The organism is Comamonas sp. 17RB (assembly GCF_030056555.1).
Lineage (GTDB): Bacteria > Pseudomonadota > Gammaproteobacteria > Burkholderiales > Burkholderiaceae_C > Comamonas > Comamonas terrigena.
The window spans coordinates 117,685-142,656 of the sequence record NZ_JASHHY010000011.1 but is presented as its reverse complement, the minus strand read 5'-3'; the positions used below and the strand labels follow the sequence as shown (position 1 = coordinate 142,656).

Here is a 24,972-nt window from a genome sequence, read left to right as displayed (position 1 = left end):
ATGAACACCACAGCCTTCGTCACCCCCGTCACCCTGCAAGCCCATGGCGTGCGCCTGGTTCCGCTGGAACTGGCGCATGAAGAAGGGCTGCGTGCAGCGGCGGCCGATGGGCAGTTGTGGAATATCCGCGTCACCTCGGTGCCCGAGCCGCAGGACACCCGCGCCTACATCGAGACCGCGCTGCAGATGCGCGCGGCCGGCAACCGCTTTGCCTTTGCCGTGCTGGACGACGCCTCCAGCGAAGTGCTGGGCAGCACCAGCTACCACGACATCCTGCCCGCCGTGCAGCGCGTGGAGATCGGCTACACCTGGTACGCCCAGCGCTGCCAGCGCACGCATGTGAACACCACCGCGAAGCTGCTGATGATGGGCCACGCCTTCGACACCCTGGGCTGCCATGTGGTGGGCTGGCGCACCGACAACTTCAACTTTGCCAGCCAGCGCGCCATCGAACGCCTGGGTGCCCGCAAGGACGGTGTGATCCGCGGCCACGCCCTGCGCCGCGACGGCACCATCCGCGACACGGTGATGTACAGCCTGCGCGCCGGCGAATGGCCGGAAAGCCGCGCCCAGTTGCTCGACAAGATGAAGCAACACCTGCGCCAGCCCTGAGCGCCCGGAGGTTCCCACCATGCTGATCGACTTCTTCTACACCCTGCGGGCGGCCAAGCTGCCGGTGTCCGTCAAGGAACTGCTCACCCTGCTGGAAGCGCTGCAAAAAGGCGTGGTCGGCCCCCAGAGCGAAGACGGCTGGAGCATGGATGACTTCTACTTCCTGGCCCGCACCACCCTGGTCAAGGACGAAAAGCACTACGACAAGTTCGACCGCGCCTTCGCCGCCTACTTCAAGGGCGTGGAAATGCTCACCGACTTCAGCAAGGAACTGCCTGCCGAATGGCTGCGCAAGATGCTGGAGCGGGAGCTGACGGACGAACAAAAAGCCGCCATCCAGAAAATGGGCTGGGACGAGCTGATGGAGACCCTCAAAAAGCGCCTGGAGGAACAGAAGGGCCGGCACGAAGGCGGCAACAGATGGATAGGCACCGGCGGCACCAGCCCGTTCGGCCACGGAGGCTACAACCCCCAGGGCATCCGCATCGGCGGCCCGGGCAAGAACCGCAGCGCCGTCAAGGTGTGGGAGCAGCGCGCCTACCGCGACTACGACGACACCCAGGAGCTGGGCACGCGCAACATCAAGGTGGCGCTGCGCCGCCTGCGCAAGTTCGCCCGCCAGGGCGGCGAGCTGGAGCTGGACCTGCCCGACACCATCCGCAGCACGGCGGCCAACGCCGGCTGGCTGGACATCAAGATGGTGCCGGAGCGCCACAACAATGTGAAAGTGCTGCTGCTGATGGACGTGGGCGGCACCATGGACGACCACATCCAGCGTGTCGAAGAGCTGTTCTCCGCCGTCAAGAGCGAGTTCAAGCACCTGGAGTTCTATTACTTCCACAACTGCGTCTACGACTTCATGTGGAAGAACAACAAGCGCCGCTTTGGCGAGAAGTTCGATACCTGGGACATCATCCGCAAGTACAACAAGGACTACAAGCTGATCTTTGTGGGCGATGCCACCATGAGCCCCTACGAGATCACCCAGCCCGGCGGCAGCGTGGAATACAACAACGAGGAAGCCGGCGCCGAATGGCTGCAGCGCCTCACGCATGCCTTCCCGCACCATGCCTGGGTCAATCCCGAACCGCAGGGCGTGTGGGAGTACCGCCAGAGCATCGACCTAATCCGCCGCCTGGTGGGCGGACGGATGTACCCTTTGTCACTGAAGGGTTTGGAAGAAACCATGAGGCTGCTGTCAAAATAGGGAAATGCCCATGCTTTCCCCCACAACGGCGCCGGCCCCAGGGTCGGCGTTTTTGTTGGCCGGCTCGCTATTGCTGAGCGGCTGCAGTCTGCTCTCCAAGGACCACTCCGCAGACGCGGCCGCTGCGGCCGTGCCTTCCGGCCCGCCCAGCTTCAGCGTCGAAGTCGAGGCCCCGGACGCCGTGCGCGAGCTGCTGGAAAAACACCTGGAGCTGGTGCGCTTCAGCCAGCACCCCGATCTGCGCCGCCGCGAAGTGGTCAGTCTGCTGAACGCCTCCGACAGCAACATCCGCGACCTGATCGGCACGCTGGGGTATTTCTCACCCCAGATCCAGCTGGAGCTCAAGGACACGCCCGACTCCAAAGAGGCGCCGATGGAGGTCACCGTCAAGGTCGATCCCGGCCCGCCCACCACCATCCGCACGGCCGACATCCGCTTCTCCGGCCTGAACGCCGAGGAAACCCACAGCGACTGGCAGCGCGACGACATCCGCAAGAACTGGGGCCTGACGCCGGGTGAACAGTTCACCCAGTCGGCCTGGGGCGGTGCCAAGAGCCAGGGGCTGCGCAGCCTCCAGGCCCAGCGTTTTCCCACCGCCAGCATTGCCAGCAGCAAGGCAGACATCGACGCCGACATCCAGAAGGCCGACCTGTCCATCGACTACGCACCGGGCGCCGCGTATTACTTTGGCCCGCTGCAGCTGAGCTACAGCACCCGGACCGAAGATGGCGAGCAGGATGTCGACGCCCCGCCGCGCTACGACCCGGAAGGCATGCGCCGCATCGCCCGCCTGCCGGTGGGCGAGGAATACAAGCAGACCTCGCTGCTGGATGCACAGCAGCGCCTGTCCAACAGCGGCTACTTTGATTCGGTATTTTTGACCCTGGACACCGATGCCGCCCAGCCCGGCCAGTCCGAAGTCCATGCCCCGGTCATCGCCCAGGTGCGCGAAGCCAAGCTGCAGAAATGGGTGTTCGGCGTTGGCGCCAGCACCGACACCGGCCCGCGCCTGTCCGTGGACCACATCCACAACCGGGTGCCCGGCCTGGGCTGGCGCGCGGTCAGCAAGCTGCAGCTCGACACCAAGAACCCCATACTGTCCACCCGCCTGGTCGACCTGCCCAACGAAGACGGCTGGGCCTGGTTCACCGGCGCCAAGGCCGAACGCGAGGAGCTGGGTGACTACAACACCAACAGCCTGCAGCTGCAGTTCGGCCGCACCAAGAGTGCCGACCGCATCGACCGCAACTACTACCTGCAGTACGACTTCACCAAGCTGCAGGGCACGGGCGCACCCACCAGCAGTTCGTCGATCACCGCCAACTACGGCTGGACCGGGCGCTACTTCAACAACCCGATCTCGCCCACCAGCGGCTTCGGCTTTGCCTGGGAAGTCGGTGCCGGCACCACCCTCACACCGGAACGCGAGCCGTTCGGCCGCGTGTCGGCCCGCTGGCTCACCTTGATCGGTCTGGGTGACCCGGACCAGGCAGGCCGGCGCCAAAGCCGTCTGGCCTTGCGTGCCGCCGGCGGCGCCGTGATTGCCAAGGATGGCGTGGACATTCCCGCCACCCAGCTGTTCCTCACCGGTGGCGACACCACGGTGCGCGGCTACCGCTACCAGTCCATCGGGGTGGAGAACGAGCTGGGCAAGCTGATCAGCGGCCGCTACATGGTGACCGGCAGCGTGGAATGGCAGCGCCCCATCACCGTGCGCGGCAACCGCTCCGACTGGGAGCAGACCGTGTTCGTAGATGCCGGCAGCGTGGCCGACAAACCCAGCCAGATGACGGTCTACACCGGCGTGGGCACCGGCATCCGCTGGGCCAGCCCGGTGGGCCCCGTCCAGGCCGATATCGCCTACGGCCTCAAAACCCAACAATTCCGCCTGCACCTGCGCATGGGCTTCACTTTCTGACCATGGCAGATCCCACAGTATCCCCCTCCTCCTCTGACCTCCCCGCTTCTGCACGGGATGGCAGCCCGCCGCCCACTGCGCCGGCACGCAGCCCCCGCCGCTGGTGGCACAAACTGCTGCTGGCCCTGGCCGCCCTGGTGCTGCTGCTGGCAGTGCTGCTGGGCGGCGGCTGGTGGTGGATGGGCCAGGCCGACTCCCTGGCCAGCACCCTCACCCGCGTGGCCGGCTGGCTGCCTTCCGGGCAGACGCTGGAAGCCAAGGAAGTGCAGGGCACGCTGCGCCATGGCGGCAAGATCGGCTGGCTGCGCTGGACCAGCCCTACCTTGCAGGTGGAAGTGGAGCAGGCCGACATCGGCTGGCAGTTGTCCCCGCTGCTGTCACGCGAGCTGCGCCTGGGCCAGGTGCACATCGGCACGGTGCGCATTCGCAGCACCCCCGACCCCACGGACCAGACGCCGACCGAACCGCTGCAGTCGCTGACATTGCCGCTGCGCATCGATCTGCCGTTCCAGGTGGACACCGTGGTCTGGCAGGGCACGCCCGAGGTGCAGGCGACCGAGCTGCAAGGCCACTACCGCTACACCGGCAGCCACCACCAGCTGGCCGTGAACTCGCTGCGCTGGGCAGAAGGCCGCTACGCCGCCCAGCTCAAGCTGCAAGGCGCGGCCCCCATGGAGCTGGAAGCCCATCTGCGCGGCAGCATCCTGACCGCCCTGCCCGAGCAGGACATGCGGCTGCAGACCCTGGCCACCGTCCAGTTGAGCGGCACCCTGGCTGGCGCCGACGCACAGATCGAAGCCCAGGCCAGCGCCTATGCCAAGGATGTGGTGCAGGAAGACAGCGCGCAAGACCTGCCGCAACCCACGGCCCGCGAAGCCGAAGACATTGCCAGCAGCCAGACGCTGCGCGCCCAGCTCAGCGCCAAGCTCCAACCCTGGCAACCCCAGCCCGTGGTGTCCGCCCACGCCCAGCTGCACCAGGTGGATGTCTCGCTGTTCTGGCCCGACGGCCCCCACACCCTGCTCAGCGGGGAAGTGCAAGCCGGCCCTTCTGCCACTGGCTGGGACCTGCGCGCCAGTGTGCGCAACGCCATTCCCGGCCCCTGGGACCTGCGCGCCCTGCCCATCCACGAGCTGGAAGCCGATGTGCAACAACAAGGCACGACCTGGCGGCTGGAAGAAGCCCAGATCAACCTGGGCACCGGCCACCTGACGGCCCAGGGCAGCTACGACGGCGCCACCCGCAGCGTGCAAGGCGATGCCGTGCTGCACCAGGTCGATCCCGCCGCGCTGTGGAGCACGCTGGACCCTGCCCCGCTCAAAGGCCAGATCACCGCACGCACCCCGGCCGCAGAAGCCGGTGCCACGCCGGTGGTGGATTTCAACGTCGACATTGCCACCACCCGCGGCCCGGCCACCGGCCGCGTGGTGCGTACCGCAGGCAACAGCAGCCCGCTGCGCATCGATGCCGTGCGCGCCCAGGGACAGTGGAGTGCCCCGGTCCTAACGCTGCGCCAGCTGCACCTGAACGCCATGCAGGCACAGCTGGACAGCAAGCAGCTGGAATTCCACAGCGACAGCCTGCTGGTGCGCACCACCGCGCAGTTGCAGGCCCCCGGCACCCAGCTGGAACTGCAAGGCCACATCAGCCCGGACGAAGGTGCCGGTCAGGCCAGCCTGCGCCTGCAGTCCGCCCCGCAGATGCTGGCCTGGCTGCAACGCCTGCCGGGCATGGCAGACACGCTGCAGGGCGCCAGGCTGGAAGGCGCGGCAGATGCCAGCGTGCAATGGAAAGGTGGCTGGGGCAAGCTGCAGCAGCGCCTGCAGCACACCGCGGCCACACCCGTCGCCTCGGGCCTGCAACTGCAGGCCAGCCTGCGCAGCGCGGGCCTGCAGTGGACACCGGCTGGCCCGGAGGCCACCACCACCCGCATTGACCAGTTCAGCCTGAACCTGCAGGGCACGCCCGAGCAGTTGCAGGCCACGCTGAGCACGCAGCTGCGCCAGGGTGCGCAGCGCATCGCCCTGGACACCCAGCTGCAAGGCGGCCTGCTGACCAACCGCGGTGCTGCCGCCCTGGACTGGCAAGGCCGCGTGGAGCGCCTGCAAGCCCAGTGGAGCCCCGGCACCGACAGCGCCGGCAGCTGGAAAGCCGAACTGGCCAGCCCGCTGACCGTCAGCCAGCGCACCGTGGGCCAGACCATCCGCAGCCAGCGCATCGACACCAGCGCCGGCCAGCTGCACGTCAGCGCGCCCACCGGCAGTGCGCCGGCCGGGCTGCAATGGCAGCCCATCAACCTGCGCCAGGGCAGCGACGGCAGCTGGCAGGTACAAAGCCAGGGCCAGCTGCAAGGCATTCCGCTGGCCTGGGCCGATGCGTTCGGTGCCGAGCCCGGCAAAGGCCCGCTGACCGCAGCCGGCATCAGCGGTGACCTGAGCCTGAACGGTCGCTGGAACATCGACACCACAGGCCGCAGCCCTGTGGCCGATGTGGTGCTGGAACGCGCCAGTGGCGACATCCGCCTGGCCGTGGTGGAAGAAGAAACCGCCGCCAATGTCACCGTCATCCGCTCGGAAGGCGTAGTGGCGCGCCGTGCCGATGGCGCCGTACAGCAGCAGCGCGTGCCGGGCCGCGGCATGCGCGCCCGCATCCAGAACCTGCGCCTGCAACTGCAAATGCGCGACAGCGAAGTCCGCACCCAGCTGCTGTGGGACACCGAGCGCGCCGGCCACCTGAGTGCCGACGTGCGCAGCTCCCTGCAACGCACGGCCGAAGGATGGACCTGGCCGGAAAACGCCCCACTCTCCGGCAATGCCAAGGCCAACCTGCCCGACATCGGCATCTGGGCCATGTTCGCGCCACCCGGCTGGCGCGTCACCGGCAGCCTGAACGCCGATGTGCGCATTGCCGGCACACGCAGTGATCCGCGCTGGGACGGCACCCTGGGGGCCGACAAGCTGTCCATCGTCTCGCTGCTCGACGGCCTGGATCTGCACGACGGCCGCCTGCGTGCACGCCTGCAAGGCACGCGCCTGGACATCACCGAACTGACGCTGCAAGGCGGCAAAGGCAGCACGGCCCGCATCCTGGGCTACAGCGGCAACCTGACACCCGCTCCGCAGGAAGGCGGCCAGCTGACAGGCTCCGGCTTTGTGGCCTGGAACCCGCAGCCCGCCGCCGGCCAGTCGGGCATGCAGATGGACATCCAGCTGCGCGCCGAACGCCTGCAGGTGCTGGTGCGAGCCGACCGGCAGCTCAGCACCTCGGGGCAGATGCAGGCCCGGCTGGACAACGGCCAGTTCGTGCTGCGCGGCGACCTGACGGTTGACCGTGCCGCCATCCTGCTGCCAGATGCCTCCGCGCCCTCGCTGGACAAGGATGTGGTGGTGCACTCGGCCGCCTCGCGCAAGGCCGAAGCGGAACGCCGCCAGCAGGAAGCCCGCCAGGCCGCGCAACAGGCCAGTGCCGGCGCCAGCCCCAACACTGCCAAGGTACCGGACATTCTGCTCAACCTGAACCTGGGGCGTGACTTTGCGCTACAGGGCTTTGGCATCACCACCCGCCTGCGCGGCCAGTTACAGGTGCGCGGCGGCAGCACGCTCAGCGCGCCCCCGCAGATCACGGGCGAGGTACGCACCGAACAAGGCCGCTACCGTGCCTGGGGACAGTCGCTGGACGTGGAAAGCGGTCTGGTCCGCTTCAACGGTCCCTACAACAACCCCTCGCTGGACATCACCGCCATCCGCCCCAACATCACGGTGCGGGCCGGCGTGCGCGTGCTGGGCAGCGCCACCGACCCGCGCGTGACCCTGTTTTCCGACCCGGAAATGTCCGACGCCGAAAAGCTCTCCTGGATCGTCATGGGCCGCGACACGGCCAGCGGCGGTGCCGAAGCCGCCCTGCTGCAACAGGCGGCACTGGCACTGCTCAGCGGCGGCGGCACCAGCGAAAACTTTGCCGGCCGTGTGGGGCTGGACGAGATCGGCTTCAAGGGTGCCAGCACCGACAGCACCGACGCCAATGCCGGTGCTGCACTCACGCTGGGCAAGCGCCTGTCCAAGGACCTGTACGTCACCTACGAACAGAGCCTGAACGGCGCCATGGGTACGCTCTACGTCTTCTACGAGATGTCCCGCCGGCTCACGCTGCGCGGCCAGACCGGCCTGCAGACCGCCGTGGACCTGATCTATACCGTGCGCAAGGATTGAAGGCCGCTGCCGGCAGGTAGAATCAACGGTTTCGCTCCCCATAGTTCAATGGATAGAACGAGCGCCTCCTAAGCGCTAGATACAGGTTCGATTCCTGTTGGGGGGACCATACCCAGGGCCGCAAGCTTTTATGAGCTTCCGGCCCTTTTTCTATTTTCCCCTCTACAGTTCAACCTTAAAGTGCGCCAAGGTTCGTCACAACGTGCTCAATCTAGGCGAAGCAGAGCGGACATCCGTTTTCCCTACTGATATGCGGTGTAACTCATATCAATTGACCACTTCTCTTGAAACATTTGTTTAAAAAAAATAGAGAGCAATCGATTTCCACATACATTAAGAAAGACATTGTTCCTACAATTTTAAACACCTTGATTTTTATATTTCTAGCTGAAAGAAATTAAAAACTCCAACTATTAATTATATATTATTAATAATTAATTATATAACAGTAACTCACCACCATTTACCTTAGTAATTTTACATTCTATACCAAACACTAATTCTGGTATTTTTTACTCCGCTGCACTTTCCTTTACTATTATTTTTTGATTCTTGGAATACTGTTGATGGAGATGCTTGCGTACCTCACATCATAAAGATATTATCTTCGTTCTTAAATTTTAATAATTAGAATTATATCTCTAAAGCAAATAACAATAACTCCATATCACTGGTGAAATATTTCCGGCAAAAAAAATTAAGCCCAAGGTTTAATCCTTGGGCTTATTCTCATACCAGAAGACAGCACCGATTTCGCAGTATTACTCTTTTCACTACTTTACAGCCCAGACATTCCGATACGCATCTCTTGCTAGTTCATCGGTCCGCGTCGAAATTTCAGTATCGTCCCATTTTATAGCTGCACTGAGCGTTGATCCTAAAGAATATCCATTAGTTGTCAGTAGTAATTTTTTATCCAAAAAATCTTTATTTCCTAAAATCGATCCATTAAATTTAGCAGGAATCAAGATTAGATTTCCTATGGAGTGAACATTTTTCACGCCTACAGACTGGGGAGATATATGTTCGAATGTGCAATCATCGCGATTAATACCAACAGCCCCGTTATTAGCCTTATATAATTTCCACAATGTATATTTAAGCACTTCTTTTCTACGGTGCTCTGAGTAACTTAACTCTTGAAATTTACTTACAAAGGTTGCTTCAGTAGGAATTTTTGATTTTATTTTTATTTTAAACTCCTGAATTGCTTTACTACACTCCGCTGCAGTAGTAGCTGCCGCCAACTCTCGTGCATGTACAGCATACATTTGGGTTACGCCACCCGAAGATGGAAGTCCACAAATGGTAGTGTATATATAATGGTAATTTTCAACTAAAGAAAATAATTCTTTAGCCTTCCCATCCTTTAAAATACCTCTTACATACTGCCTCAATGCAGTAAGCAGCAACGGATTCGCTATCTGTATATTCAAAACATTTGAAATACAATAAATTGAATCCTTTATATCCACTGTGTTTGCATTCCAGCTTTTAATAATATCCGGATTATCAATGGCTCTATATAGAATTGAATCACTCCTCAATTCTTCAAAGAAATCTTTGATATTTTGCTTATCTACATGCTCTCGGTATGCCTTGAATAACTGTCTCTCAATAACAAAAGGGAATTTTGATATCCAGAAGTGGTGCAAGAAGGTACTTATTGGAATTTTTCTCGATGCAGTCTCCAGAGCAGCCTGCATCTCCAGCCAATGATCTTTGGTTCGATCAATACCTCCCCCCTTTGCAGGCATAAGCCGCAAAACGTGATTTTTAATTAAATCAGCAGGAGTTAAATCTTTACCACGAGTATTCATTGTTTCAAAAATCGTATATGCATCATCTTGCGTAGCAAGATTAATAGATACGACTTTTAATCCAAGAAATTTATCTCGTATTTGACCTAGCCATTTTTTTACCTCTTTCGCATGCTGCTTTGGATCAGTAATTGTTGAATAAATATTCTGAATGCCATTCTCAATCTTAGCTTTCAGCACGCTATGAGCAGCAGCCAAAGCATGCTCTTCATCCCCTAATTTTAATTTTTCATTATCTTTTTCATAGCTTTGAATCTTCAACTGAAGATATGGATAAGATGATTCAGTTTTTATTATGTACTGATCTTTATTATCCAACCCAGTTGTTTCAATTAACTTATGAATACCAAGCGCCAAAGCCTCATATCCTAGCTCTTTATATTTATCACGAATAACACATAATGCAATTGTGATACTAGTTAACCGCTGCTGACCATCAACCACACCATACCGAACATCTCCCATCTCATAGGTCACGAATGACCCTATAAAATAGTCTTTCTTAATCTCAGAAGTCGCATCCCTCCATAGTTCCTCGACATTCTCCTTATCCCAGGAGAACGGGCGCTGGAAGCGAGGAATGACGAAAACACCAGAGGAAAGAACTTGCCGTATATCTCGGTCAATACATTGAATTTTCATAACTACAAATTAAATCCATTGAGATAGTTCAAATCTATTTAACTAAATTGGTTGCTTGAAACTTAATTTGAAATTCATAATCACCTATAAAATACAAACAGCTAACTTTCAAATCCACCAATCTGAAGTGATTATTTAATGCATATTTTTTGATTGAATACCGATAAGATTCAAAATACGGCTATCTAAGTTTTTAACACCTCTCTTAAAATTTCGCCTCTTCAGAGATGCTTTATATCACTCGTAACTTACTGTAACCTTAATATCACCTCTGCTATCGAAAACATAGAGTTCATTTGGCATCATTTGTTATAAAATAAGTAGATATTGATCATGCAATTTTGGCAAGCGCGAAATTAAAATCCACCCCTAATTCACTCTATAAAATATAGAAGTAGTGCTAAATCCTGAAAATCTAGTAGAGAAGGCTCAATACCAGTAAAAGCACACGGTCATCGGCCTGCAGTTTTCAGTAGCCCCAGAAAAACCTGACAACGCTGCCGCCGCCTGCAACTACAGTACAACCGGGGCTCCAGTTTTGAGAAGTCCGCCATGAGCATTGTTGTCTACTATCTGCTGAACACCTCGCCCGAAGGCGCCGAGCCGGCCTGGCAGCCGCAGTGCCTGCCGTACTCCGATGCACAGATGGGCGAAGCGCTGCAGCACTGCCAGCGGCTGCGCAGCGATACCCGCCATGCGCATGTCACGATTTCGTCCGAGCTGCGCGACATGATCGGCCCCGTCGGCGTGGCGGCGGTGGAAGGCGGCCGCACCCCGGACGGCGAGCTCTACGACTGGAGCAAGGCCGGCCGTGCCGGGGCCAGCCGCAAACATGCCCAGCAGCCCCCGGTGCAGCGCAAGGACATGGACACCTGATTCCGCTGCACACGCCCTGCCCCTTGGAGAAAGCCCTGCCATGCACCGTACCACCCGCCGCATTCTGATGGCCCTGCTGGCCGCCTTTCTGGCCTATGTGGCCGTGTTCACGGTGGCCATGGTCTCCCAGCTCGCCGACGCGGCCGACCGCGTGCATGCCGGTGCCGGGCAGTGGACCTTCTGGGGTTTGCTGGCCCTGCTGGCCGTCGCGGTGGTGGTACCCACCACCTTGCTGCTGCGCCTGCCTGCGGCACTGCAGCCACCCGCCGGCGACGAACCCGCTGCGCAGGCCGCCTACCAGACACGGTTGCGCCAGCACCTGGCGCGCAACGCCCACCTGACAGGCCAGCCGCTGCAGGCGGATACCGATGTGGCCCAGGCCCTGCAGCAGTTGCAGACCCTGGCCGACGCTGAAACCCGCCGCACCGCCGCCAGCGTGCTGGCCAGCACGGCGCTGCTGCAAAACGGCCGGCTGGACGGCCTGGTGGTGCTGGCCAGCCAGCTGCGGTTGGTGTGGCGTGTGGCACGCATCTACGGCCTGCGTCCCTCGCTGCGCCAGATGGGCTACCTCTACGGCAATGTGGGCGCCTGCATGCTGCTGGCCAACAGCCTGGACGAGATGGACTTTGCCGAACTGGCGGCCCCGCTGGTGCAGGCCACCACGCCCGCCGCCCTGGCCAGCGTACCCGGCCTGGGCGCCATGGGCAGCCTGCTGACCAACAGCCTGGCCGGCGGCGCTGCCAATGCCTTTCTGACCTTGCGCGTGGGCCTGATGGCCCAGGCCTACTGCGCGCCGCTGCAGCGCCCGGAACACGCTGCCGTGCGCCGCAGTGCCACCGTGCGCGCAGCCGGCCAGCTGGGCCAGCTGGTGCGCGAAGCGGGCAGCAACGTCAGCCAGGCGGTCTATGGCCGCATGCGCGATGCCGTCAGCCAGACCGCCCAATCCACGGTGGACAGCGTGCGCCAGAGCGGCCAGACCGTGGTGGACGCCACGCGCGATGCCGCCCGCAGCGCAGCCAGCACCTCCGGCGCCTGGGTGGACCATGCCACCGGCAAACTGCACCAGGCCACGCTGCAGGTGGCCGACCACACGGCACGCGCCGCCGATGCGGTACAGCACAGCACCCAGCAAGCCACGCAGCAGACACGCGACAAGCTGCATGCGGCCATCGTGGCATTGAAGAAAAAGCCTTGAACCAGCGCACTGACCCGCACGCTCTGCATGCCCAGGAGGCCTCCGCGCCATCCCAGCCGGTGTGACCTCCATGGCCACACCACAACCGCCTAGGCCGCCGGCACGGCCGGCCAGCACACCCGCACGCACAGCCCACCCAGCGTGACCGATTCAAGCAGTTCCACCTGCGCGCCCTGGCGCTGGGCAATGGTCTGCACAATGGCCAGCCCCAGGCCGCTGCCGGGAACGCCCGATGCAGCGGCACCGTCGGCGCGCACAAAGCGCTCCAGCGCCCGCGCACGTTCTGCGGCGGGGATGCCCGGGCCGCTGTCTTCCACCCGCAGCTCCACCTGGGCCGGGCGGTCGGGCACAGCAGGCAGCAGCGCCAGCCGCACATCCACCTGCCCACCCGCCGGCGTGTACTTGATGGCGTTGTCCAGCAGATTGCCCAGCAGCACCTGCAGGCTGGCGGACTCCGCCCGCACATGGGCGGCAGCCGCACTGCCTTCGGCCAGCCCCAGGTCCACGCCCTGGGCCTGGGCGCTGGGGGCCAGATCGGCCAGCTGCTGTGCCACCAGCGGCGCCAGATCAACCACCGGGGCCGGGCTGCTGCGCGCCCCTTGCTGCGCATCTTCGCGCGCCAACAGCAACAATTGGTCCACCAGTTGGGCTGCGCGGTCGATGCCGGCCGCCAGCCGCTGCTGGGCCCGCTGGCGCGCCGCCTCATCGGGCGCGCGCTGCAGGCCTTGCAGCTGCAGCTTCAACGCCTGCAGCGGCGAACGCAGTGCGTGGGCGGCATCGGCCACAAAATGCTGCTGGCTGGCAAACGCCTGCTGCACGCGGGCGAACAGCAGGTTCAGCTCCTGCACCAGCGGCTGCACTTCCTGGGGCAGACCGGCCTCGGCCACCGGGGCCAGCGATGCGGCGCTGCGCCCGGCCAGTTCGCGCCGCACCCGCTCCACCGGGCGCAGCGCATGGCCGACCACCCACCACACGGCCAGCGCCAGCAAGGGCGCCAGCAGCGCAATCGGCCATACCGTGCGCCAGGCCAGCGTACGTGCCATCTGGCGGCGCACCTGCAGGTTCTGCGCCACCTGGATCACCTGGGCCGGGGACTGCAGTGAAAACACCCGGTAGGTCGTGCCGCGCACCGGTACATCGGCAAATCCCAGCACCGCCATCTGCGGCAGCGCGGCCCCGAAGGCGGATTCAAAAATGCGCAGGCCCTCATTGGTCCAGACCTGGACAATGAATTCGTGGTTCTCGTCCTCCGGCGGCAGCAGGGGGGAGGCGGCACGCGCATCCACCGGCAGGCCGGCGCGCAGTGCCAGCGCGGTCTGGCGCATCTGGTAGTCGAACAGGGCATCGGCTTCCGCCAGCGCATTGCGGTAGGCCAGCGCGCCCTGCAGCAGCGCGGCCAGCACAATGGCCAGCCCCATCAGTACGATGAGGCGGATGCGCAGCGAAGTCGCCTTCATGCCTTGGGCACCATATAGCCCAGGCCGCGCACATTGAGAATGAACGCGGCGCCCAGCTTCTTGCGCAGGCCGTGGATGTACACCTCGACCGCGTTGCTGCCCACTTCCTCGCCCCAGCCGTAGAGCTTGTCTTCCAGCTGGGCGCGGCTGAGCACCTGGCCCGGGCGGGCGGTCAGGGCTTCCAGCACCGCCCATTCACGTGCCGACAGCGCCACGCTGGCGCCCTGCAAGGTCACGCTGCGGGTGCTGGGGTCCACCTCCACGCCACCGTGGCAGTACGCCGGTTCGGCCCGCCCGCTGCTGCGCCGGTGCAGTGCGCGCATGCGGGCCAGCAATTCATCCAGGTCATAGGGTTTGACGATGTAGTCATCCGCGCCCGCATCCAGCCCGGCCACGCGCTGGGCCACGGCGTCGCGGGCCGTGGCCACCAGCACCGGCGTGCGGTCCTTGCGGGCACGCAGTGCGCGCAGCACGTCCAGGCCATCCATCTTGGGCAGCCCCAGGTCCAGCAGCACCAGGTCGTAGGCGGTGGTGCGCAAGGCCGTGTCGGCCTGCGCACCGTCGCGCGCCCAGTCCACGGCGTGGCTGGCGCCACGCAGCAGGTCCTGGACGGCTTCGCCGATCATGGGATCATCTTCAACCAGCAGCAATCGCATGGTGCAAGCATAGCCGTGTGGCGTCCCGATGGATCCCGCTCAGCCCAGGTGCACGGGGACAAAGATCTTGTCGCCCCCGCGCATCACCAGCAGGGCCACGGTCTTGCCGGCCTTGGCCATGGCGGCCTGCACGGTGTCCATGCTGCTGACCGGCTGGTTGTTGATGGACAGCAGCACATCGCCGGCCACCACACCGGCCTGGGCTGCAGGCCCGGCCACCTGGCCGATCAGCAGACCGCCCTGCACGCCCACCTGCTGCTGTTCCTGCGGGGTCAGCGGGCGCAGGCCCAGACCCAGCTTGCCTTTCTCCACGCTGGCCTGTGCGGTCTTCTTGGCCTTGGCATCGTCCGCGCTGGCCAGGGTGGCGCTCAGCTGCTGCAGCTTGCCCTGGCGCCAGACGGTCAGCTGCACCTGCTGGCCGGGCCGGCGCATGCCCACATAGGCCGGCAGATCGCCGGAAGAGACAATGCGCTGACCGTCCACCTCGCGCAGCACATCGCCCGGCTGCAGGCCGGCCTTGGCAGCGGGCGAGCCGTCCTGGACCGAGGACACCAGCGCACCTTCGGGCGAGGGCAGGCCAAAGGATTCGGCAAATCCCTGGTTCACTTCCTGTACCGCCACGCCCAGGCGCGCATGTTCCACCTTGCCGTGGGCCACGATCTGTTGCTGGATCTGCGTGGCCAGCTCGATTGGGATGGCAAACGACACGCCCTGGTAGCCGCCCGAGCGGGTGTAGATCTGGCTGTTGATGCCCACCACCTCGCCCCGCGCATTGAACAGCGGGCCGCCCGAATTGCCGGGGTTGATGGCCACGTCGGTCTGCAGGAAAGGCACCAGGCTGTCGTCCGGCAGCGAGCGGCCCTTGGCGCTGACCACGCCAGCCGTCACGCTGTTCTCGAAACCAAACGGTGCGCCAATGGCCAGCACCCATTCGCCCACCTGCAGGTCCTTGGTATTGCCCAGGCGCACGGTGGGCAGGTTCTGCGCATCGATGCGGATCACGGCCACATCGGTCTTGGGGTCCATGCCCAGCACCTTGGCCCGGAATTCGCGCCGGTCGCTGAGCTTGACGGTCACTTCCTTGGCACCGTAGACCACATGGGCGTTGGTCAGAATCAAGCCATCGCTGCCCACGATGAAGCCCGAACCTTCACCCCGTGCCGGTGTATCGCGCGGCTGGGCCTGGGCACCAGGCAGGCCCGGCATGCCAAAGCGGCGGAAGAATTCAAAGAAAGGATCGTCCGGGCTGATCTGCGGGCCGGCGCCGCTGTCGTCGTCATCGTCGTCGGCTGCTGCTGCGTCGCCACGCATCTGCATGGCGCGGGCATCGCCCACCACGCTGATGTTCACCACCGCCGGTGCGTTGGCACGGGTGATGGCGGCAAAGTCGGGCATGGCCACGGTGGGCACGGAGGCCGGTGCGGCCGGGGCCACCGCAGCCGCCACGGTGGCGACCGGCGTGGCGCGTGCTTCATGGTGCAAACCGGTCACCAGACCGGCGCCCGCTGCGCCAATGGCGCCAGCGGCTACCAGGGCCAGAACCAGACGACGGGGGGTAGAGAGCAGAGTATCCATGGCGGTTCCTTTTCAGTCCTACCGGCATGCCGGCATTGCGATGGACTGCAGTGTTCCCGCCCAGACTTAAAAGTGACTTAAGAAGTGACTGAAGCCGCCGCGGCCGCCTGCGACTGCGGGCCTGGCACCTTGGTCAACGCCCTCCACAGGCCATGGCCCGACCTATGCACAGAAATGCATGCGCTGGATGGATAGACCGCAACTGCGCGCGGTGCTTCGGCCCCTTGCCTCACGCGGCCGTATCTGCACCACCGGCGGCGCGTGGTGCTTACAGTAGCTCCAGCACCTTCTCGGGCGGGCGGCACAGCGCAGCGCCCTTGGGAGTGACCACGATGGGGCGGTTCAGCAGCGCCGGATGGGCTGCCACGGCCTGGATGATCTGCACATCGCTCACGCCCGGCTGGTCCAGGCCCAGCTCCTGGTAGACCGCTTCCTTGGTGCGCAGCAGCTCCCGCACCGGCACCCCCAGGTGTTCCACCAGCTCGGCCAGCTCAGGCGCCGTCAGCGGCGTGGCAATGTAGTCGACGATATTGGGCTCGATGCCGCGCTCGCGGATCAGGGCCAGCGCGCCGCGCGAATTGCTGCAGCGGGCGTTGTGAAAAATGGTGATATCGCTCATGCAGCGAGTGTAGGGGCAGCGCAGCCGCCGCACACCCGGTCCGGCACGGATTCAAGGCCGGTTGCGCAAACCCAGTCCGGCGGCAGCCAGCACCAGCCAGCCGGCGATCAGGCAGGTGCCGCCCCAGGGCACGAACATGCGCAGGCTTTCCACACCGCCCAGAATGCGCAGATAGACCAGGCCGCTGAACAGCAGTACCCCCACGGTGAACAACAGGCCGGCCAACGCCAGCAGCCGGCTTTCCGCCCGCTGCGCCAGTGCCCCCACGCCCAGCAGCGCCAGCGCGTGGAACATCTGCTGCTGCACGGCCGTCTGCAGCGTAGCACGTGCCGCTTCGCGCAGGGTGGCGTCTTCGATAAAGCCCAGCCCGTGCGTCGCATAGGCGGCCATGCCCACGCCCACGGCGCCCAGCAGCCCTGCCACCGCAATCCAGATTCTTCCACCCATGGCTCTCGGCCCTTTCCTTGTTGCTTGGTTTACCTGCGCCCGGACCGCAGGGTGCGGCTGAGCATGATGACGGGAATCAGACCCACGGCCACCAGCGCCAGCGAAGGCAGTGCCGCCTCGCCCAGGCGCTCGTCGCGCGCCAGCTGGTAGGCCACCACGGCCAGCGTATCGCTGTTGAAAGGCCGCAGCACCATGGTGGCGGGCAGTTCCTTCATCACGTCGACAAACACCAGCAGGCCCGCAGCGGCCGTGGAACGGCGCAGCAGCGGCCAGTGCACGCAGCGCAGCAGGCCCCAGCCGCCCGTGCCCAGCATGCGGGCCGATTCATCCAGGCTCATGGGAATGCGCGAATACCCGCTTTGCACCGACTGCAGCGCCACCGCGCAAAAACGCACCAGATAGGCCCAGACAATACCCACGGCCGTGGCAGTGATCAACGCGGGCAAGCCCCATTCCGGCACCGCCTGCTGCAGCCAGCCCACCGGCAGCAGCAAGCCCACCACGATGACAGCACCCGGCACGGCGTAGCCGATGCTGGCCAGCTGCACCACGCCGCGCGTCAGCCCATCCGGGCGGCGGCGCACGGCATAGGCCAGCGCCAGCGCAATCGCCACCGCCAGCACGGCGGTGATGGCGCCCAGGCGTACGCTGTTGGCAGCCCATTCCAGAAAGCGGTTCCACGGCAGCACCGTCCAGTCGGCCGCCAGCGGGCGCAGCATGAAGGCCACCGGCGCCACAAAGCCCATCACCACGGGCAGCAGGCACACCAGCCAGGCCAGGGCGCAGCGCCAGCCGCGCAGGCGCTGGGGCTGTGCTTCGGCCGAGCCGGCACGGCCCACGCCGCTGGTGGTGAAGCGCATGCGGCGCTGGGCACGCAGCTCCAGCTGCAGCAGCAAGACCACCAGCACCAGCAGCATGGTCGACAGCTGGGCCGCGGCAATGCGGTTGTCCATGGCCAGCCAGGCTTTGTAGATGCCGGTGGTGAAGGTCTGGATGCCGAAGTAGCTGACCACGCCGAAGTCCGCCAGCGTTTCCATCAGCACCAGCGCCACGCCAGCGGCCACGGCGGGGCGGGCCAGCGGCAGGGCCACCGTCCAGATGCGGCGGCGCAGCGAAGCACCCATCAGCCGCGCCGCTTCCATCAGGTGGGCGGCGCGCTCACCCAGCGCGGTGCGGGCCAGCAGATAGACATAGGGGTAGAGCGAGAAAATGAACACCCAGACGGCACCGCCCAGGCTGCGCACCTCGGGCAGCAGGCGGCCTTCCAGGCCATAGGTGTCCCGCAGCCAGACCTGCAACGGGCCGCTGAACTGCAGGAAATCGGTGTAGGCGTAGGCGGTCACATAGGCCGGCATGGCCAGCGGCAGCAACAGCAGCCACTCCATGGCGCGGCGGCCCCGGAAGTCGAACAGCGTCACCGCCGCTGCCGTGCCGGTGCCGACAATGGCAGCGCCCAGGGCCACCAGCAGGCCCAGCCAGATGGTGGTGCCCAGATAGCCCGGCAGCACGGTGGATGCCATCTCGCGCAGGATGCTGCCGGGGGTGGCTTCGCCCTGGCCCAGGGCCTGGTCGATGGGCAACCACGAGGCCAGCACGGCCAGCACCGGCAAAGTCAGAAGCAGCGCCAGCAGCAACAGCGGGAGGGCGCGGGGAGAGAAGGAACGGAAACGCAAGAGCAGGTCCTGGCGGAAGATGGAGGTCACATCCCGGGGTCAGCGACCCACCACAAGTGTCCATTCCGCAGGGAATGGAAAGAATGCAAATGCAAATTCTACGCATTTGCCGTCTTCTACAATTTAGCCATGTTCCTCCAAGTGTCCCAACTCGGCGTGCGTTACGCCGGTCGCCCCCGCCCGGCTGTCGACGGCGTGTCCCTGAATCTGCAGGCCGGCGATATCGGCGTGCTCATCGGCCCTTCGGGCTGCGGCAAGACCACGCTGCTGCGCGCCGTGGCCGGGCTGGAGCCGGTCAGCGAGGGCACGATTGCGCTGGAAGGCCGCGTGGTCAGCTCGCCCACGGTGGCCCTGCCGCCCGAGCAGCGCCGCATCGGCATGGTGTTTCAGGACTACGCCCTGTTCCCCCACCTGAGCGTGGGCCGCAACGTGGCCTTCGGCATCCACGATCTGCCCAAGGCCGAGCAGGAGCGCCGTGTGGCCGAGGTGCTGGAACTGGTGGGCCTGGCCGGATCGGCCGCGCGCTTTCCGCACGAACTCTCCGGCGGCCAGCAGCAGCGTGTGGCCCTGGCCCGCGCACTGGCACCGCGCCCGCAGCTGCTGCTGCTGGACGAACCGTTTTCCAACCTGGATGTGGACCTGCGCGAACGCCTGGCCCACGAGGTGCGCGGCATCCTGAAGGAAGCCAAGGCCACGGCCCTGTTCGTGACGCACGACCAGCTGGAAGCCTTTGCCATCGGCGACAAGATCGGCGTCATCCACGACGGCCATCTGCACCAGTGGGACACTGCCTACCGCCTCTACCACCGCCCGGCCACGCGCTTTGTGGCGGACTTCATCGGCCACGGCGTGTTCCTGCCGGCCGAGCTGCGCCCGCACGGCGACCACGGCGTGGTGCTGCACACCGCGCTGGGCGATCTGGTGGATGGGGATGAATGTCCCCTGCCCTCGGCCTACCCAGGAGGCGAGTGCGATGTGCTGCTGCGCGCCGACGACATCGTGCACGACGACCATGCGCCGGTGCAGGCGCAGATTCTGCGCAAGGCGTTTCGCGGCTCGGAATTTCTCTACACGCTGCGGCTGGACAGCGGCCACAACGTGATGGCCCATGTGCCCAGCCACCACGACCATGCGGTGGGCTCGCGCGTGGGCATCCGCCTGGACATGGACCATGTGGTGACCTTCCCGCGCGAGGAACAGCTCAGCCCGGTGCCCTGAGCGCTGCGCAGTGCGCACTGCGTTGAAGGCTGCTGAGGGGCTGCGCTGCAGCCCCCTGCCCTTCAGCCGATTTTCTTGAAGGCCTTGCGCAGTTCCTTGAGCGCGTTGTCGATCATCTCCTCCACCGTGGGGTGGTAGTACGGCAGATCGCGCAGGCTCTCCGAGGTTTCGCCGCGCTGCACCGCCCAGGCCAGCTGGTGGGCCAGGTGCTCGCCACCGGCGCAAAAGATGCTGGCACCCAGCAGTTTGCGGCTGCTGGCATCGGCATACAGCCGCAGCACATGGTGGGGCGCCTGCATGATCTTGGAGCGCCCATTGCCGCTGCCGCGCGTGGTGGCCACCACGGCATCGGGCGGCAGGCTGTTAAAGCGCTTGCCCACCACGGCCAGGTCCGGGTCGCTGAACACGATCGACAGCGGCGCGCTGCGCCGGCGCACGGGCTGGCCTTTTTCCAGCCCCAGGTGCTGCAGCGCGCGCTGAGCGGCAATCACGCCGCCCACGGCGGCCTCGTGCATCAGCGGCCGGTCGCTGCTCACATCGCCGGCCAGGAACATGGGCACGCCCAGCACCTGCTGCGTGACCGCGTCCCAGCGCAAACGGCCCTTGTCGTCGAAATGTGCGCCGGCCTGCTCCAGCGCCAGCGCCTGGGTCCGTGGCACGCGGCCGGTCGCGGCCAGCACCCAGTCCACCTGGGCCTGCACGGCCCCGGCCTGAAAGTCCACCCGCCCGTCGCTGCGGCGCTGTGCCGTCACCGGCACCTCGAACGCCATGGGAAACTGCCTGCCAAAGTAGTCCAGCGCCGCGCTGTTCACTTCCGGGTCTTCCATCAGCCCGATACGGCGCGACCGGTTGCTGCCCACCACCTGGCTGCCCAGGCGCGACAGCGCCAGGCCCATTTCCAGGCCGATGGGGCCCAGGCCCACCACGGCCAGGCTGCGCGGCAGCGCGTCCAGATAAAATAGTTCGTCGGTGGTGATCAGCTTGTCGCCCAGGGCATCGTGCAGCGCCTGGGGCCGCGTGGCTTCGGAGCCCGTGGCCAGCACAAAGGCCTTGGCCTCCACCGTGGCGCCGCCTTCCAGCAGCAGGGTCTGCGGCCCGGTGAAGCGCGCCTGGCCGCTCAGCAGCGCATCGCCCGCCAGATCGTTGAGCTGGCGGATATTGCCTTCCACCAACTGGTCGCGTGTGGTCAGGGCCTGCTCCCACAGCAGCTGGGGCGTGGTGCTGCCTGCGGGCAGCAGGTCCAGCGCGCGGTCGCGATGGCCCGCAGGCAACAGGCTGCGCAGCATGTCCCAGCGCTTGCCGGCCTGCAGCACGGCCTTGGACGGCATGCAACCCACACGGGCACAGGTGGTGCCCAGCGGGCCCTGGTCAATGATCACGGCCCGCACGCCGGCCTTGCGCAGCGTGCTGAAGGCATTCATGCCCGCTGTTCCGGCACCGATGACGGCCACATCCACTTGCACGTTCGCTCCCATGTCTGCCCTCCTGAACTGATGACTTGCTCACCATTCTGATAGCAGAACGTGCAATCTGCAGTAGGCAAATGGCCCGATGCGCCCGGAAACCAACACGGCCCGGGATCACCGGGCCGTGTGGCAGGGGGAGCGCGCAGGCGAATTCAGTCGCCCGCCGGACCGCAAGGCAGGCCTGCCAGGGCCGCCACGCGCTGGCGCATGTCTTCGCTCCATGTGCGGCGGTCGCGCCCGCGGGCGGTCTCGGGCACACCATAGTGGACCTGGGCCACCAGATCGTCGGCGCGCAGGGTGCGCCAGATGGAGGTCAGCAGCGTGGTATCGCCTTCATAGCTGGGTGCGGTGCTGACTTCGCCGCTCGCCGCCGTGACAAAGCGCAGCGCCACGGGCTGCACCGGCACATCGGCCACCACGGCCGACTGCAGCAGATTGCTGTGGAACGGCAGCAGGCGCAGACCATCGCCCGTGGTGCCTTCGGGAAACACGGCCAGCACATCGCCCTGGGTCAGGCTGTCGGCCATGGTCTGCACCATGCGCTGCGCGTCGCGGCGCGAACTGCGTGCGATGTACAGCGTGCCCGCCGCCGTGGCCAGCCGGCCGATCAAGGGCCAGCTGCGCACATCGTCCTTGGAGACAAAGCGGCAAAAGCGTGCCGCGTGCATGACCGGGATGTCCAGCCACGAGATGTGGTTGGCCACCAGCAGGGCCGGCCCGTCCGACACCGGATGGCCGATCACTTCCAGCCGGATGCCGGCCTTGCCCAGCAAGGCGCTGGCCCAGGCCTGCACACGCTGCTGGCGTTCCAGGCTGTTGAGACGCGGAAAGCGCCACACCACCGTGGCCATGCCCTGCAGGACATGGCCCAGCATGTGCAGCGCGCGGGCGCTGGCCCGCAGATGACTGGCCATGGGGTGTGCTTTCGGCCTTGCTTTACGCGCGCTCGAAGGCGATATGGCCGCCCACCACGGTCAGCTGCACGCGTGCGGGCAGCTCGTAGCCGTTGAACGGTGTGCTCTTGCCCTGGCTGGCCAGTTCGCTGGCACCCACAGTCCAGGCCGCTTGCGGGTTGACCACGCACAGGTCGGCCACGCCGCCATCCACCAGCTGGCCCAGGCTGGCCTGCAGCGTACCCAGGGCACCGCCCAGCACGCGGGCCGGAGCCGCGGTGACCACTTCCAGGGCACGTACCAGCGGCACGTTCTGGTCCTGCGACCACTTCACGGCCAGGGCCAGCAGCAGTTCCACCCCGGTGGCACCGGGCTCGGCTTCGGCAAACGGCAGCACCTTGGCATCTTCATCCACCGGGCAGTGGTCGGAGACCAGGGCGTCGATGGTGCCATCGGCCAGTGCGGCGCTCAGCGCATCGCGGTCGCGCTGCTGGCGCAGCGGCGGGACCAGGCGGGCACTGCTGTCGAAGTAGCCGATGTCGTTTTCGGTCAGGTGCAGCGAGTTGATGGACACGTCGGCCGTCACATTCAGGCCCTCGGCCTTGGCCTTGCGCACCAGTTCCACACCGGCCGCGCTGGACAGGCGGCACAGGTGCACGCGGGTCTGCGAGCCACGGATCAGCTCGAAAATGGTGTGCAGCGCAATGGTTTCTGCCGCCACCGACACGCCGGACAGGCCCATGCGGGTGGCCAGCGGGCCGCTGGCGGCCACGCCCTTGCCCAGGTCCTTGTCCTGCGGGCGCAGCCACACGGCGTAGCCAAAGGTGTTGGCGTAGGCCAGCGCGCGGCTGAGGGTGGTGATGCTGGCCAGTGGCACATCGGCCTGGCCGAAGGCCACGCAGCCGGATTCGGTCAGCTCGGCCATTTCGGTCAGTGTCTCGCCCTTCAGGCCCACCGTCAGTGCGCCCATGGGAAACAGGCGCGACTGGTGCAGCTTTTCCGCACGGAACTTGAGCATTTCCACCAGGCCCTGCTCATCCAGCACCGGATCGGTGTCGGGCGGGCAGACCAGGCTGGTCACGCCGCCGGCCACGCTGGCGCCCATTTCGGAGGCCAGCATGCCTTCGTGTTCATAACCGGGCTCGCGCAGGCGCACGGCCAGGTCCACCAGACCGGGCAGCACCCACTGGCCCGAGGCATCGACCACACGGTCGGCCTCAAAGCCGGCCGGTGCCTGGCCCACCGCCACCACACGGCCGGCGGCCAGCGCCACATCACAGACCTGGTCAAAACCGCGGGCCGGATCGATCACGCGGCCGTTTTGAATCAAGATTTTCATGGTTTCACACCAAATGGGCCGCCCATGCGCTCTGCAGGCGCACAAGCAGCAATCAAAAACATACCCAGCAAAGCCTCACGCCACCCGCCCCTGCACACCGCCTGCGGTCGCAGTGACACCGAACCCGCTGCAACGCAGCGGGCGAAGGGCGAAGCGGCGCAGCCGCTCAGGGGGGTGGCCGGATGCATCAGGCCTCGTTGCCCGCCACGATCGACATGACCGCCATGCGCACGGCGATGCCGAAGGTCACCTGCGACAGGATCACGGCCTGCGGGCCGTCGACCACGGCGGAGTCGATCTCCACGCCGCGGTTGATGGGGCCCGGGTGCATGACGATGGCGTCGGGCTTGGCCAGCTCCAGGCGCTTTTCGGTCAGACCGAAGCTCTTGAAGTACTCCTGGCTCGACGGCAGCAGCGCACCGCTCATGCGTTCGTTCTGCAGACGCAGCGTGATGATGACGTCGCAGTCCTTGATGCCTTCTTCCAGGTTGTGGAAGACGCGCACGCCCATTTGGGCCATGTCCGACGGCACCAGGGTGCGGGGGCCGACCACACGCACCTCGGCCGCGCCCAGCGTGGTCAGGGCGTGGATGTCCGAACGCGCCACGCGCGAATGCAGCACGTCTCCAACGATCGCCACGCGCAGGTTGGAGAAATCCTTCTTGTAGTGGCGGATGGTGTACATGTCCAGCAGACCCTGGGTCGGGTGGGCGTGGCGGCCGTCACCGGCGTTGACCACGTGGACATGGGGCGCCACATGCTGGGCAATCAGGTAGGGCGCGCCGGATTCGCTGTGGCGCACGACAAAGATATCGGCCGCCATGGCCGAGAGGTTGTCGATGGTGTCCAGCAGCGTCTCGCCTTTGGCGGTGGAGCTGCGGGCAATGTCCAGGTTGAACACGTCGGCGCTCAGGCGCTTGGCCGCGATCTCGAACGTGGTGCGGGTGCGGGTGCTGTTCTCGAAGAACAGATTGAACACGCTCTTGCCGCGCAGCAGCGGCACTTTCTTGACTTCGCGGTCGTTGACGTTCACGAAGTTGCTGGCCGTGTCCAGGATGTGGGTCAGGATGTCCTTGGACAGACCTTCGGTGGTGAGCAGGTGGATGAGCTCGCCATTCTTGTTCAGCTGGGGGTTGCGCTTGTACAGCACG

The 24,972-nt window shown here is 64.5% G+C and carries 18 protein-coding genes and 1 tRNA gene; 8 read left to right on the top strand and 11 right to left on the bottom strand.

Annotation, left to right across the window (positions count from 1 at the left end; all coding sequences use genetic code 11):
* The 5 genes from QM470_RS19295 (at position 1) to QM470_RS19275 (ending at position 8,054) form a co-directional block, all read left to right on the top strand.
* Complete coding sequence (locus QM470_RS19295; RefSeq protein ID WP_283340391.1) at positions 1–612, top strand: GNAT family N-acetyltransferase; 612 nt, start codon at positions 1–3, stop codon at positions 610–612.
* Positions 613–631: 19 nt separating this feature from the next.
* A complete protein-coding gene (locus QM470_RS19290) occupies positions 632–1,819 on the top strand; it encodes a vWA domain-containing protein (RefSeq protein ID WP_283340390.1) in 1,188 nt (395 codons plus the stop codon).
* A 10-nt stretch (positions 1,820–1,829) separates the two neighbouring features.
* Entirely contained in the window at positions 1,830–3,737 is a 1,908-nt protein-coding gene (locus tag QM470_RS19285) for an autotransporter assembly complex protein TamA (protein WP_283340389.1), read from the top strand.
* Positions 3,738–3,739: 2 nt separating this feature from the next.
* A complete protein-coding gene (locus QM470_RS19280) occupies positions 3,740–7,945 on the top strand; it encodes a translocation/assembly module TamB domain-containing protein (RefSeq protein ID WP_283340388.1) in 4,206 nt (1,401 codons plus the stop codon).
* A 34-nt stretch (positions 7,946–7,979) separates the two neighbouring features.
* Positions 7,980–8,054, top strand: a tRNA-Arg gene (locus QM470_RS19275).
* Positions 8,055–8,718: 664 nt separating this feature from the next.
* Here QM470_RS19275 and QM470_RS19270 read toward each other — a convergent pair.
* Positions 8,719–10,407 (bottom strand): DUF262 domain-containing protein, encoded by a 1,689-nt coding sequence (locus QM470_RS19270; RefSeq protein WP_283340387.1) that lies wholly within the window; start codon positions 10,405–10,407, stop codon positions 8,719–8,721.
* A gap of 552 nt (positions 10,408–10,959) precedes the next feature.
* Here QM470_RS19270 and QM470_RS19265 point away from each other — a divergent pair.
* Together QM470_RS19265 and QM470_RS19260 are read left to right on the top strand one after the other, a co-directional pair.
* Positions 10,960–11,283 carry a hypothetical protein gene (locus QM470_RS19265; RefSeq protein WP_283340386.1) on the top strand — a complete coding sequence of 108 codons (324 nt, stop codon included), beginning with the start codon at positions 10,960–10,962 and terminating at the stop codon, positions 11,281–11,283.
* A gap of 40 nt (positions 11,284–11,323) precedes the next feature.
* Positions 11,324–12,478 (top strand): DUF697 domain-containing protein, encoded by a 1,155-nt coding sequence (locus tag QM470_RS19260; protein ID WP_283340385.1) that lies wholly within the window; start codon positions 11,324–11,326, stop codon positions 12,476–12,478.
* Between the two features lie 89 nt (positions 12,479–12,567).
* Here the strand turns inward: QM470_RS19260 and QM470_RS19255 are convergent, their stop codons facing one another.
* From QM470_RS19255 to QM470_RS19230, 6 genes are all read right to left on the bottom strand, one after another.
* Entirely contained in the window at positions 12,568–13,935 is a 1,368-nt protein-coding gene (locus QM470_RS19255; protein WP_283340384.1) for an ATP-binding protein, read from the bottom strand.
* Positions 13,932–14,591 carry a response regulator transcription factor gene (locus QM470_RS19250; RefSeq protein ID WP_283340383.1) on the bottom strand — a complete coding sequence of 220 codons (660 nt, stop codon included), beginning with the start codon at positions 14,589–14,591 and terminating at the stop codon, positions 13,932–13,934. Before QM470_RS19250 ends, QM470_RS19255 begins: the two co-directional genes overlap by 4 nt.
* Positions 14,592–14,630: 39 nt before the next feature.
* Positions 14,631–16,166 carry a Do family serine endopeptidase gene (locus QM470_RS19245; protein WP_283340382.1) on the bottom strand — a complete coding sequence of 512 codons (1,536 nt, stop codon included), beginning with the start codon at positions 16,164–16,166 and terminating at the stop codon, positions 14,631–14,633.
* Between the two features lie 268 nt (positions 16,167–16,434).
* Positions 16,435–16,785 carry an arsenate reductase (glutaredoxin) gene (gene arsC, locus QM470_RS19240; RefSeq protein WP_279999755.1) on the bottom strand — a complete coding sequence of 117 codons (351 nt, stop codon included), beginning with the start codon at positions 16,783–16,785 and terminating at the stop codon, positions 16,435–16,437.
* 51 nt (positions 16,786–16,836) lie between these two features.
* On the bottom strand, positions 16,837–17,232 hold the full coding sequence (locus QM470_RS19235) for a DUF423 domain-containing protein (protein ID WP_280014153.1): 396 nt from the start codon (positions 17,230–17,232) through the stop codon (positions 16,837–16,839).
* A gap of 29 nt (positions 17,233–17,261) precedes the next feature.
* Positions 17,262–18,905 (bottom strand): ABC transporter permease, encoded by a 1,644-nt coding sequence (locus tag QM470_RS19230; RefSeq protein WP_283340414.1) that lies wholly within the window; start codon positions 18,903–18,905, stop codon positions 17,262–17,264.
* 129 nt (positions 18,906–19,034) lie between these two features.
* Between QM470_RS19230 and QM470_RS19225 the strand changes: the two genes are divergently transcribed.
* A complete protein-coding gene (locus tag QM470_RS19225; protein ID WP_283340381.1) occupies positions 19,035–20,123 on the top strand; it encodes an ABC transporter ATP-binding protein in 1,089 nt (362 codons plus the stop codon).
* A 62-nt stretch (positions 20,124–20,185) separates the two neighbouring features.
* Here the strand turns inward: QM470_RS19225 and QM470_RS19220 are convergent, their stop codons facing one another.
* The 4 genes from QM470_RS19220 to QM470_RS19205 all read right to left on the bottom strand — a co-directional run bounded on the left by QM470_RS19220 (position 20,186) and on the right by QM470_RS19205 (position 24,971).
* Complete coding sequence (locus QM470_RS19220) at positions 20,186–21,598, bottom strand: dihydrolipoyl dehydrogenase (protein ID WP_283340380.1); 1,413 nt, start codon at positions 21,596–21,598, stop codon at positions 20,186–20,188.
* Between the two features lie 143 nt (positions 21,599–21,741).
* A complete protein-coding gene (locus QM470_RS19215; protein ID WP_283340379.1) occupies positions 21,742–22,503 on the bottom strand; it encodes a lysophospholipid acyltransferase family protein in 762 nt (253 codons plus the stop codon).
* Positions 22,504–22,525: 22 nt separating this feature from the next.
* Positions 22,526–23,821 carry a dihydroorotase gene (locus QM470_RS19210; RefSeq protein ID WP_283340378.1) on the bottom strand — a complete coding sequence of 432 codons (1,296 nt, stop codon included), beginning with the start codon at positions 23,819–23,821 and terminating at the stop codon, positions 22,526–22,528.
* Positions 23,822–24,008: 187 nt separating this feature from the next.
* Positions 24,009–24,971 carry an aspartate carbamoyltransferase catalytic subunit gene (locus QM470_RS19205; protein WP_066539845.1) on the bottom strand — a complete coding sequence of 321 codons (963 nt, stop codon included), beginning with the start codon at positions 24,969–24,971 and terminating at the stop codon, positions 24,009–24,011.
* Position 24,972 lies beyond the last annotated feature (1 nt).